This is a genomic window from Rhodococcus sp. ACPA4, assembly GCF_002300185.1.
GTDB classification, from domain to species: domain Bacteria; phylum Actinomycetota; class Actinomycetes; order Mycobacteriales; family Mycobacteriaceae; genus Rhodococcus_F; species Rhodococcus_F globerula.
Genome location: NZ_NSDY01000002.1, coordinates 638,780 through 650,420, shown reverse-complemented (window position 1 = coordinate 650,420; position 11,641 = coordinate 638,780). Strand labels below are relative to the sequence as shown.

12 protein-coding genes are annotated in these 11,641 nt (G+C 61.8%); 6 read left to right on the top strand and 6 right to left on the bottom strand.

The annotated features are described in order from the left end of the window. Positions 1-24: 24 nt before the first annotated feature. From CJ178_RS26235 to CJ178_RS26220, 4 genes are read right to left on the bottom strand one after another with little or no spacing between them, the layout of a single operon-like run. Positions 25-1,008 (bottom strand): adenosine deaminase family protein, encoded by a 984-nt coding sequence (locus CJ178_RS26235; protein WP_045068918.1) that lies wholly within the window; start codon positions 1,006-1,008, stop codon positions 25-27. Continuing rightward, the gene (locus CJ178_RS26230) at positions 1,005-2,057 is read right to left on the bottom strand and encodes an isopenicillin N synthase family dioxygenase (RefSeq protein ID WP_095888339.1); all 1,053 of its coding nucleotides are present in this window, start codon (positions 2,055-2,057) and stop codon (positions 1,005-1,007) included. The genes CJ178_RS26235 and CJ178_RS26230 overlap by 4 nt, the downstream gene beginning before the upstream one ends. A gap of 41 nt (positions 2,058-2,098) precedes the next feature. Continuing rightward, entirely contained in the window at positions 2,099-3,061 is a 963-nt protein-coding gene (locus CJ178_RS26225) for an isopenicillin N synthase family dioxygenase (protein ID WP_095888338.1), read from the bottom strand. Next, positions 3,058-4,500, bottom strand: a complete 1,443-nt coding sequence (locus tag CJ178_RS26220) for a purine-cytosine permease family protein (protein WP_033234035.1) — start codon at positions 4,498-4,500, stop codon at positions 3,058-3,060. Before CJ178_RS26220 ends, CJ178_RS26225 begins: the two co-directional genes overlap by 4 nt. A gap of 105 nt (positions 4,501-4,605) precedes the next feature. Here CJ178_RS26220 and CJ178_RS26215 point away from each other — a divergent pair, with 105 nt between their 5' ends. After that, entirely contained in the window at positions 4,606-5,223 is a 618-nt protein-coding gene (locus CJ178_RS26215) for a helix-turn-helix domain-containing protein (protein ID WP_033234034.1), read from the top strand. Positions 5,224-5,413: 190 nt separating this feature from the next. Here the strand turns inward: CJ178_RS26215 and CJ178_RS26210 are convergent, their stop codons facing one another. Continuing rightward, complete coding sequence (locus tag CJ178_RS26210; RefSeq protein ID WP_095888337.1) at positions 5,414-6,502, bottom strand: FAD-dependent oxidoreductase; 1,089 nt, start codon at positions 6,500-6,502, stop codon at positions 5,414-5,416. A gap of 47 nt (positions 6,503-6,549) precedes the next feature. Further along, a complete protein-coding gene (locus CJ178_RS26205; protein WP_095888336.1) occupies positions 6,550-7,095 on the bottom strand; it encodes a CGNR zinc finger domain-containing protein in 546 nt (181 codons plus the stop codon). Between the two features lie 68 nt (positions 7,096-7,163). Here CJ178_RS26205 and CJ178_RS26200 point away from each other — a divergent pair, with 68 nt between their 5' ends. Genes CJ178_RS26200 through CJ178_RS26180 form a run of 5 tightly spaced genes read left to right on the top strand, consistent with a single transcriptional unit; the run spans position 7,164 to position 11,598 of the window. Continuing rightward, positions 7,164-8,111 (top strand): EamA family transporter, encoded by a 948-nt coding sequence (locus tag CJ178_RS26200; RefSeq protein ID WP_033234031.1) that lies wholly within the window; start codon positions 7,164-7,166, stop codon positions 8,109-8,111. 45 nt (positions 8,112-8,156) lie between these two features. Further along, on the top strand, positions 8,157-9,095 hold the full coding sequence (locus CJ178_RS26195) for an ABC transporter ATP-binding protein (RefSeq protein WP_095888335.1): 939 nt from the start codon (positions 8,157-8,159) through the stop codon (positions 9,093-9,095). Further along, positions 9,095-9,868 carry an ABC transporter permease gene (locus tag CJ178_RS26190; protein WP_033234029.1) on the top strand — a complete coding sequence of 258 codons (774 nt, stop codon included), beginning with the start codon at positions 9,095-9,097 and terminating at the stop codon, positions 9,866-9,868. Before CJ178_RS26195 ends, CJ178_RS26190 begins: the two co-directional genes overlap by 1 nt. Before the next feature lie 36 nt (positions 9,869-9,904). After that, positions 9,905-10,993 (top strand): sensor histidine kinase, encoded by a 1,089-nt coding sequence (locus CJ178_RS26185; RefSeq protein ID WP_072782648.1) that lies wholly within the window; start codon positions 9,905-9,907, stop codon positions 10,991-10,993. Further along, complete coding sequence (locus tag CJ178_RS26180; protein ID WP_033234027.1) at positions 10,990-11,598, top strand: response regulator transcription factor; 609 nt, start codon at positions 10,990-10,992, stop codon at positions 11,596-11,598. Before CJ178_RS26185 ends, CJ178_RS26180 begins: the two co-directional genes overlap by 4 nt. The last annotated feature ends 43 nt before the right edge of the window (positions 11,599-11,641 follow it).

The window sequence follows — 11,641 nt, the reverse complement described above, 5'->3', positions numbered from 1 at the left end:
CGGTCCCGTGTCGACGTACTCGGATCAGGTCCTGAGTTCGGCAGTCAGGGTACGGCGGTCGGTCTCGTCAAGGAAGGTACCGGCGACCGATGCCAACTGGATGTCGTGAAGGTCGGCGACCGTCAATCCGGCGGCCTCGAGCATGGAGTGCTCGGACGTGAGTGTTGTTCCGAAGTGTGCGGGCGCGTCGGTGGCCGGTGAGATGCGGAGTCCACGGCGCCACATGTCTGCTGGAGCGCCCGCGACCTCGAGACCCCAGGTCTTCAAGAGTTCGGCCGCGCGAGTGCTGACGGTGAAAGTGACACCGGCATCGAGGCATCGCTGTAGGTCGTCGTCGTTGCTCAGTATTGCGTATCCGTGGTCGATGCGGCTGCAGCCAAGCAGGTCGATGCTGTCCAGGATGCTGTCGGACCCGGCGGTTTCGCCGGCATGACTTGTGGCGCGTAGTCCTGCGCGTCGTATGCGAGCGAATGGCTCGATGAAAGTATCTGCGGGGCCCAGGGTTTCATCGTAGTCCAGGCCGACTCCGACCACGAGGTCGTTGTTGCACTCAATGATGTAATCGACCACTTGGGCGGCTTCGGCGGGTGAGCGGGAGCGGTCGATGGCCGGGATCAGGCGACAGTTGACGCCGGAGGTGGAGTGTTCGATGCCGTCGATGATGCCGGCGAGTTGGGTGCGGTAGGGCACCGCGTCGTCGAGATGGACCATGGGGCTCCAGAAGATTTCGACGTATCGGACGGCCTGCTGAGCCACCGAATGCAAGTACGTGTCGACGGCTTCGGCAAAGTCGCCTGCTGTGCGCAGGAGATGGGCGGTGGCGTCGTAGCCCTTCAGGTAGTCGTCGATGTCGGCGACGCTCTGGTAGGCACCCAGCGCCGGCGCAAGCAAGTGGTTCAGTGAGTTCCGCTGCGCAAGAAGGTAAACGAGGCTGATCGGCAGGGCGGCTTCGAGGTGACAGTGCAATTCGATCTTCGGAAGGGTGGCAACGGTGAATGTGCTACTCATGATGTACTGCCAGTGAGGCGAGCGGCCTCCCGGATCGCATGGGGATTCGGTTCCCGCCCCCGGGACCCGCGGAGCTTGGCGGTTATGTGCTCTTTGACCGTCACCGGCTCATATCGCGGTGGATTGCCGGGACCGGTGCAACCCGGCAGGCACGCGATGACCGTCTCGGGGTTGCCGTCGTGGAAGAAGGCCGCCGAGCGTCGCGGCACGAGCCGGCCGTCGACGCGTGGCGGCGCTACCCGGTGCATGGTGGAGATCCAGCGATCGTTGGTCCAGCGGGCCAGCGCATCTCCCAGGTTGACCAACAGTGCCCCGTCGGCGGGCTGCACGGGGTGCCAAACCCGCTGACTGTCAAGTATTTCCAGTCCTGGCACCTGATCTGCCCACAAGACCGTCACGATACCGTAGTCGGTGTGCGCTCCCATGCCCATCTGCTCGGATTCCAAAGTGACGTCGGGGTGGGGCAGTTGATAGTTGTTGATACGCAGTACATCCAGAGAGTGCGTGGTGAACTGCCGAAAGTAGTCGATCGGTAGATGCAGAGCCAGGGCGAAGATGTCGGCCATGGTGTGCGCCACGCGTCGGGCCTCGCCGAACCAAGCGGTAACGGCAGATTCGAAGTCGGTTGTCTCGCCAGGGAAGATGGTGGGCGCGTAGTCGACGGGATCGAGGTCCGGAGAGGCGTGGTCGGCAGGGTCTACGCCGATGTTGAACGCCTCGAAAAGATCTGCGGCGGTGATGATCCCGAGAGAGTTTGCCAACGCCTCGGCTCTCGGTGGGGTGTACCCGCGGTTGATGTGCGGCGGTGTGGAGTATTTGCGTTTGGTGGACTCCGGCAACGCGAAGAATTCGTCGGTGGCCGCGGTGAACCGATCGAGCACTTTCGGTTGGATGCCATGCCCGACCACCTGCATGAATCCGACGGTGGATGCAGCCAGATCGACCTGGCGGGCGATTGATTGCCGATCGATATCGGCCCCGCCTGTGAACGTCGAGATATCGATGATCGGGACCTGGAAGTCGGTTCCGGCGTTGCGGGCAAATGCCATGATGGATGTCGTCCTCGCGTGTTGGGTGGTCTGGGCGTTCGTCAGATGGTGATCGCGGAATACCGGGCGCGAAGGTAGTCCGCAGTCGTGACGGGCTGGTAGGCGTGCGCTCGTCCGATCGGCGGACCGAAAGACTCGATCACCGCATCGTGATTGGCTTCGAAGAAGAAGATCAACGAGATCAACTCCTCGTTGGGGTCGTGCGCGGACGGAGGCAATACCCGGTGCCTGGTCGAGCGCCACCGATCGCCCGTCCAACGAGCCATCAGATCACCGATGTTGATGGTGAAGGCATCATCGACGAACGGTGCATTCACCCAGCTGCCGTCACCGGTATCGACCTGGAGCCCGCCGTAGCCTGCTTGACGGTCGAGTATGGTGATGACCCCGAAATCGGTATGCGGCGCGATCCGGTATTGGCCGTCGATTGCAATCCCGGTCTCGGCCATCGCCGGGTATCGATTGAGGTTGAACGAATGTGGTGCGCGGTCGGTCCGAGAGGTGAACCAGTCGGGATCGAGATTCAGTGCCGAAGCGAAGACGGTCAGCAATTCTGCTGCCAGGGAACGCATCTGCTCGGTGTACGTCGCACACAGCCGCTCGAACTCCGGCACTTCGGTCGGCCAGACATTGGGCGCGAACCGTTCGTTATCGACCACGGGATCACCGGTGGAGTAGTCGTCCCAGCCGTTCGTGTAGGTCTCCTTGAGGTCGGCTGGACCCGGAGTCTCTTCGACGAAAGCGTTGGCTTCGGCACCCGAGGGGATCCACCCCCGCCCACCGACGTGGGTCCGGTATCGATGTTTGGTCGCCGGGCCGCTGGTGAAGAACGCCGATCCGGCGGCCCGAATCTGCGCGCGGAGTTCAGGATCGATTCCATGGCCCGAGATCAACAGGAATCCGGACCCTTGCAGGGCCTGGTCGACACGTTCGCTCAGCTTCGCACGCTGCAAGGAGGATCCGGTGCGCCACTGTTCGAGATCGACGAGGGGAATGGTGTTCATGCGCTGAGCCTTTCGGTGACTGTGCTCTCGTTACGGGTTGATGTGCGTGCCAGCGCCCAGTAGGTCAGCGCCCCGACCACCAGGCCGGCTGGCACACTGAGGTCGGCGCCGTCGAATGCCTTGGAGATGGGGCCGGTGAAGACCGTGGTGTTGATGCAGAGCAATGCCGCGATCATGCCGGCGACCTGGGCAGTGACGCCGGCCGGATTGAAGCCGAGAACCCGGCGATACCGGCCGCCGTCATCGGATAGTGACGCTATGTCGTACCGGCCCGAGCGCAGGAAATAGTCGACGACCATGATCGCCGCCCACGGTGCGAACCAGACGATCATGAAGAGCAGGAAGTTCCCAAGCAATGTGTTGAAGTCGCCGGAGAACGTCACGACGATCGCGACGATCGCGCAGACAACGGCATCGACGACGACGGCTTGCCAACGACTGATTCGAATACCCATCGCCTGCAGTGTCATTCCCGAGGAATAGAGGTTGATCGCATTGAGCGCGGTGAGCTGTAGCAGGACCACAAGAAGATAGGGAGTCAGGAACCACGACGGCAGAGCCGACGGTAGTCCGCTGATGGGATCGACGGCGTCTGGGACTGCAGTGGCGACGGCCGCACCCAGCAGCATCAGCAGGGTTTGCGGCAGAGCGCCTCCGATCGCGGTGCCCACCACCAGGCGAACGCGACTGGTTGACTCGGGCAGATATCGGGCATAGTCGGCGGCGTTCGGTGTCCATCCCAGACCGCTTCCTGACGCCGCCACCGCGACACCGGCGAAGAACAAGGCGGTGCCACCGGAGGCCGTGCCCGTCTGGACATCCACGGAGTCGAACACGAGCACAACCAGCACCGCGAACAGCACAGTGAACGGGATCAACAGGATTCGAATCGCCTTCATGATCACCGACAGGCCGAAGATAGGCAGAATGCTCTGCGTAACCGCCAAGCCCAAGATGACGACGACCTCGAGCGGAGTGCCCAAATCGATCCCGGCCTGACCGAGGAGAACCGACGTAGCCAGAAACATCAACACCAGATCGAGTGACTCGTAACCGATCTGCATTATCCAGTTGCAGAATGCAATCGGTCGATTTCCGTTGCGCCCGAAGGGAGCGCGGCTCGCGGCGAACGTGGTGGTGCCGGCAGCCGGCCCGGGCAGCGAACACAAACCGGTGATGATCCATGTCGCGTTACCGATCAGAATCGCTGCGACTGCTTGCCAGAGGTTCAGACCGAGTAATACGAGGAGGGCGCCGAAGACGATGCCGGTGACGTTCATCATCGCGCCGCTCCACATCAGCGCCACCGATCGCACCGAGCCATGGCGTTCACTCGCCGGCACATGGTCGATGCCTCGTTGCTCGATCGTGAATCGCGAAGATCCGGCTTCCGATGGAGACTCACTACTAACGGGTTGATCGGTGGAGTGAACGGACATCTTTAGACTCCATACTGAAGTGGAAGTGACGAAGCGATAGCTGACAACTATCAAAATGGGCCATGAGTATTTCCTGCAGCTATACTGGGTGTTACGGAGTTGTTAATGACGCAGACCACCGACGATGAGACCGAGTTGGCTGTGGCGATCGGTGCCGCGGTGCGGACTCGGCGAGAGGCCGCAGGGCTCTCGATGAGGGCACTGGCCTCTAGCGCCGGCATCAGCCAACCGTTCCTGAGCCATGTGGAGCGCGGGTTGAGCATGCCCTCGATGGTCACGATCTACCGTCTTGCCACAGTCCTTAACGTCGCCCCCGGAGAGCTCATGCCCAGCCCCTTGGGCTCACCGAGCCGAGTAGCGATCGTCCGCGCCGGAAGCGGTAGCCCCGTGCCGGTGTCGAGCAGGCCCGATGCGGCCATCGGCCACGCGTTGTTGTTCGACCGCAACACGAGTTTGGAAGTTACCGAGTACAGACTCGAACCCGAGGTTCACATCTCTGAATGGTTCCAGTCGAGCGGGCTCGCGGCGGTCTACCTGATCAGCGGAAGCCTTGAAGTGGAGGTCGAAGGCGAAGGTTCGTGGCAGCTCGAGGCGGGCGACTTCATACGGCATGATGCCGACCTTCGGCATCGCTGGTTACTCGTCGACAAAAAGCCCGCACATGCACTTCTCATCCTCAACCACGCCGTTGCGCCGGGCACTCAACAACGCTTTGGTGGTTAATTGCCGGTCCGGACACGAGAATTCGCCAAGCCACTGACCATCCAGAAGGCGAACGGCCAAACCAACACGGAGTACACCTACGGGGACGATCCGTCACCGCACAAAGCCCCGTCTGCGACCACGCAGGATCCGGGCAGTTCATCAGCTGCGGCATGAGCAAAGGGCACAGCTGGGGTCCGACAATGGTGTTTTACATCATGTGTCGAGTGCTGAAGTTCGATCCCAGACCGCGAAGAAACACCTCGGTGGGAAGAGCTCGCAGTACCAGGTCGCGAGCGAGCGTAGCGCCGACGCCGCGAGTGAGGATTGTTCGGGCGGATTGACGCGAACGCTTTTGAAGGCGATGCGTTCTCTTGGTGCGCAGATAGTCGTAGGTCGCCAAGTCATGAGCATGAGCACTGAGCGCGACAGCATCCTCGAGAGCCTGGCATGCACCCTGACCGAGATGCGGCCCCATCGCGTGCGCGGCATCACCCACGAGCACAACGCTGTCTCGAACAAAGGACGGTAGCGCTGGAAGATCTCTGATGTCGTGGCGAAGAATCCGCTCCGGCACAACTGCAGAGATGAGCTCGGGGACAGGTGACGGCCAGTGAAGAAAATCATCCAACGACGGGTCCGGGGCGCCCTTGAACAGCCGTGCTGCAGCAAAAACGTACAACCGCCCGTTCCCCAGCGGAACGATGCCGAATTCTCCTCCTGCGCCGAGGATCCCACCCACGTCAACACTGCCGAAGTCATCAACGATCCACCTCCACGCGCGAACCCCCAGCGCCTGCGGCACCGGATACTCAGGGAACATCGTTCGCCGCGTGAGGCTGTCGATTCCGTCGGCGCCGACGATCAGATCGAACTCTTCGAGGCGATCACCACAACGAATCGCGCCACCCACATCGATCCCTGTGACTGCACCGCCGAGCCGTAAGGTCACCGGTTCCGGAAGCGCTGTGCGGAGAACATCGACCAGATCGCCGCGGTGCATGGCGACAAAATTGCCGTGCAGCGCACGGAATCTCTCCTCACTCGTCCGCATCAACCACCGACCCTGGCGATTGCGTATTCCGCCCACCCAACCTGGGGCGGCTCTGCTCCGGATCTCATCGCCCACTCCAAGGTGATCGAGTGCGGCAAGTGCGTTCGGCCACAACGTGATTCCGGCGCCAACCTCGGCAAGAACCGGCGTTTGCTCGAACACCGTGACCGACCAGCCCGCATTCGCAAGCGCCAGCGCCGTTGCCAAGCCTCCGATACCGCCTCCGATAATTCCCGCTGTATGCATCGTCGATCCCTTCAGATTCGATTAGCACGGTTGTCCGGATATACCTGTCAGCCAACGGATTTTCGCGCACGATATGCCGCGACATTAGCCCTGTTCCCACAGTTTCCGGTGTCGCAGTATCGCTTCGAGCGATTGCGCGACAGATCCACGAATACTGCGTCACAAGCGGGAGCGGTACACCACTGCAGACGCGAGAACTCCCCAGTGCGGATCAGATCGAGCACACCCATCGCCGCTTCGGCGGCCATCCGATCGACGAGGAGCGCATCGTCCGCCGTGACGTGCAGATGCCACCCGAGATCGTCGTGCCGGGCGAGTCTCGGCTGCGCTCCCGATTCGGCCAGCAGCGTGTTCACCACCGCGACGGCGTCGTCCACTTCGGTCACTTCCCAGAACTGTCGCAGACGTGGACGTAGCGTCCGCACCGCATCAAGTTCGCTCTGCGTGCCGTCGCGTCGCCCGGTCCACTTGTCCGCATCGAGAAATCGAGTCAGTTCTTCCTGATCAGGCAGAAGTTCGCCGCCTCCTCGAGCAGTGTTCACCAACGACGCAGCGAAGACGAGCGCCGATTCCGTGTCATCAGCAAAATTCACTTTGACTCCTGAGCATTGTCAACCTAGTGTCATCATCGTAATCGCTTTTACTCCTGACGGGTGACGACGTGAACTCTCGCAACGGCTTGATCTTCGCTCTACTGTCCGCTGCGACCTTCGGCGTCTCCGGCCCCTTCGCCAAATCTCTCATCGAATCCGGTTGGTCGCCGGGAGGCGCGGTGTTCGCGCGCGTTGCCGGCGGCGCACTCGTGATGATGGTGATTGCACTGGGAACCCAGTGGCGTCGTATGCGGCAAGTGACGGCCCACACGCGAACGGTACTACTGTACGGAGTGTTCGCAATATCCGGAGTGCAGTTGTGTTTCTTCAATGCGGTGCAACATCTTTCGGTCGGCGTGGCGCTCCTTCTCGAGTACCTGGCCCCCATCATCGTCATTGGATGGGTGTGGATCACCAAGGGCGCACGACCGAGCGTGCAGACGCTTCTGGGAGCAGCGATCGCCCTGGTAGGCGCGGCCGTGGTCATCGATGTCTTCGGCTCGGCAGAGATCAGTGCCGTCGGCGTCGCTTGGGGACTGGCAGCAGCTGCCTGTCTCGCAGTGTATTTCGTTATTTCCGAACGGGCCGACGGCGATCTGCACCCTGTTGTGCTCGCAGCGTCCGGGCTGACTGTCAGCGCAGTGCTCATCGGACTACTCGGAGTGATCGGCGCACTCCCCCTTGCATTCTCGTCGTCGAACACCGTCGTGGCAGGCCATTCTGTGGGAGTGTGGCTGCCGATAGTGATTCTGGTCGTCGTCAGTACCGTCATCGCCTATCTCACCGGCATCGCCGCGATCACGTTGTTGGGACCCACAATCGGGTCGCTCGTAGCCCTCACCGAGGTCCTGTGCGCAGTGATCGCAGCCTGGATACTTGTCGGCGAATCCATCACCGTCATCCAAGGCATCGGCGGCGCAGCGATTATCGTCGGCCTGGTACTCGCCCGCCTCGGCCAGCAGCCACCGAAACCCGCGACTGCCAAACCAATGACAAATGTCATGGCCGAAGAATGACGGATCGACGAGGGCTCCCCTGCCGAAAACCGGCAGATTCGAGGTATGACCTCAGCACAGGCACTGCATACACCCGTTGACGGACGAGCACACGACGCCATTCGATTGACCGGACTTCACAAGCGCTTCGGCGATGTGGGCGCAGTCAACGGCATCGACCTGAGTATTCGCCCCGGTGAAATAGTGGCGTTTCTCGGCCCGAACGGCGCCGGAAAAACCACCACCATCGACTTGATTCTCGGCCTGTCGAAGCCGACATCCGGTGACGTGAGCGTCTTCGGGATGGCGCCGCGCGCAGCGATAGCCCGCGGACTGGTCTCCGCGGTCATGCAGAGCGGCGGACTACTCAAAGAACTGACAGTTGCCGAGACGGTGCAACTGACGGCGAGTCTTTACGCACACCCTCGCCCCGTCGACGAAGTCCTGCGCCGCGCCGGAATCCTCGACATCGCCGGACGACTCGTCAGCAAGTGCTCCGGCGGGCAGCAGCAGCGCCTGAGATTTGCGATGGCCCTCCTGTCGGACCCGAGACTTCTCATCCTCGACGAACCGACCACCGGCATGGATGTCGAAGGGCGCCGGGACTTCTGGTCGGCCATCCGAGCCGACGCGGATCAAGGGCGGACCGTTCTGTTTGCGACGCACTACCTCGAAGAAGCAGACGTCTACGCCGACCGCATCATTCTGGTCCGGCAAGGAACAATCGTGGCCGACGGAACCACCGCCGAGGTCAAAGCCATGGCGTCCGGACGAACCCTGCACGCAAGGGTTCCTGGCCTGACCGACGAACTTCTACGCGCGATACCGCACTCGGATGCCGTCGAACTGCGCGGCGAGGCACTGACGGTGCACTCAGGCAACACCGATGCTGTCGCACGGTTCCTCCTGAACAACACAGCGGCCCGCGATCTCGAAATCGTCTCGCGCGGACTCGAAGACGCCTTCATCGCACTCACGTCGAACAACTCCGAAGGACAGAAGTGATGACCACTGCAACAGAACGAACCGTCGTACCACTGGGCGGGTTCAACACGACCTTGCTGCGTTTGGAACTGCGTCGCCTGACCCGTAATCGGCGCACGATGCTCTTCACACTTGTCATGCCGGTGGTCTTCTACCTGGTCTTCGGGTTGGGGCAAAGCGACGACGCTCATGACATCGGGCATGGCAACGTCGCGGCGTACATCATGATCAGCATGGCGTTGTACGGCGCGATGCTCGCAACCACCAGCGGCGGCGCGATGGTGTCGATCGAGCGAGCATCCGGGTGGAGCAGGCAACTTCGGCTGACACCGTTGACTCCGGTCGCCTACATCGCCGTCAAATTGATCATGGCCATGCTGCTCGGTCTCGCGTCGATCCTCGTTGTCTATGTTGTCGGCTCGTTCACCTCTGCTCAGATGGACGGATCATTGTGGTTCACAACGGCATTGATCGCTTGGCTCGGATCGTCGATCTTCGCGGCCTTCGGCCTGTTCATGGGATACCTGCTACCGAGTGAGAACGTCATGCAACTGCTCGGTCCCGGGCTCGCACTGCTGGCATTCGGCGGCGGCCTGTTTGTTCCGCTCCAGGATGGTTCGGTGTGGGCGACCATCGCTCAATTCACTCCGATGTTCGGCATCAACGCGCTGGCGCACGCGCCGCTGACCGGCAATAGCGTCCACTGGACGTGGATCGTCAATATTCTGGTGTGGTTCGCCGTCTTCACTGCCGGAGCGATCTGGCGGTTCCAACAAGATACGGAGCGTGTGTAGTTGTCGGAGACCACTCGCCCAATCGATTCCGCCGCGATGCCGCGACGGAATCGTTTCGGCATTCTGTTTGCCGCCGTGTGGATGATTTTTCTCGGTGGTCCCCTCATCGAGGGATGGAACCTTCGCGACGAATTACGCGGCTGGGCAGGGATTCTTGCGACGCTTACCTTCGGCGCTCTCTACCTCTACACCTTTGCCCGGGTACAGCAGCGCCGTCTCACCCTCAGCGGGGAACCGACAGTTCGCCGCGCGGTACTCACGTTGGCCGGTCTGACTGCACTCGCTGCTGTGATCATCGTCAGTGTCGGGCCGACCGGTCTCGCAACTGCGCCCTACCTCGCGGTCACGGCCGTCACAATGCTTCCGACCGTGGCCGGCGGCATTCTCACCTTGGCCATTGCCGCTTCGGTGGAAATCGTCAGCGTCAGCGCCGGATGGGGAAACTATTCGGGCCTGTCACTCGGAGTGTGCGCCGCCGCGTTTGCCACGTGGGGCGTCATGTCCCTCATCAGACGCAATATTGCGATGGTCCACGAACGAGAAGAACAGGAACTGCGTGCCGTCATGGAAGAACGCGCTCGAATGGCGCGCGATCTCCATGACATCCTCGGACATTCGCTCACCGTCATCACCGTCAAAGCCGAACTGGCCAACCGATTGTTGGACGTCGACGTCGAGCGAGCTCGCAGTGAACTCGACGATCTCGAACGGCTTTCCCGAGACGCTTTGGCTGATGTGCGCTCGGCCGTGAACGGCTTTCGAACCATCTCACTTCCCGTCGAGATCGCCCGTGCCCGGGAGGCTCTCCGTGCCGCCGGCATCGAAGACCATTCCCCGAACAGTACCGAAATGGTCCCACGCCACTTGCGGGAGTTGTTTGCCTGGACCGTTCGGGAAGGCGTCACCAACGTCGTACGTCACAGCGCCGCAACACAATGCACCATAACCATCGACGAGAAGAGCGTCGAAATTGTCGACGACGGGATCTCCGGCGAGAATACGACGATCGGCAACGGGTTGACCGGACTGCGTGAACGCGCCGCAGCGGCGGGAGCCCGTCTGACCATCAACAGCGCCGCGCACCAGGGCTTTTCACTGCAGGTCCATGAACAGGAGAACACGTGAGCATTCGGCTACTACTTGCCGACGACCAGGCATTGGTTCGCGGCGCCCTGGCGGCGCTCCTCGATCTCGAAACCGATCTGACCGTGGTCGCGGAAGTTGGTCGAGGCGACGAGGTTGTTGCGGCAGCTATGGAACACCGCCCCGACGTTGCGCTACTGGACGTGGAGATGCCGGGGATGGACGGGATCGCTGCCACGTCGGCGTTGCTGGAAGCGCTCCCACAGACACGCGTGCTGATCGTGACAACCTTCGGGCGGCCAGGATTTCTTCGCAAGGCGATGCACGCCGGGGCCACCGGTTTTGTCGTCAAGGACACCCCGGCGCGGCAACTCGCCGACGCGGTGCGACGCGTTCATGCGGGGTTGCGCGTCGTAGATCCCACGCTGGCAGCAGACAGCCTTGTCAGCGGCGAATCTCCGCTGACCGACCGCGAAACCGAAGTACTGCGCGCCGCGAAGGCCGGCGCACCCGTTGCAGCTATCGCCGCCGAGCTATTCCTGTCAGCCGGCACCGTTCGCAATCACCTGTCGTCCGCGATGGGGAAGACCGGTGGTGCAACGCGCGGAGAATCTGCCCGAATCGCCGAATCCAACGGTTGGTTATAAGAAGAGCAGGGTCCCCACATAGAGTCCCGTATCCGGCAATTCC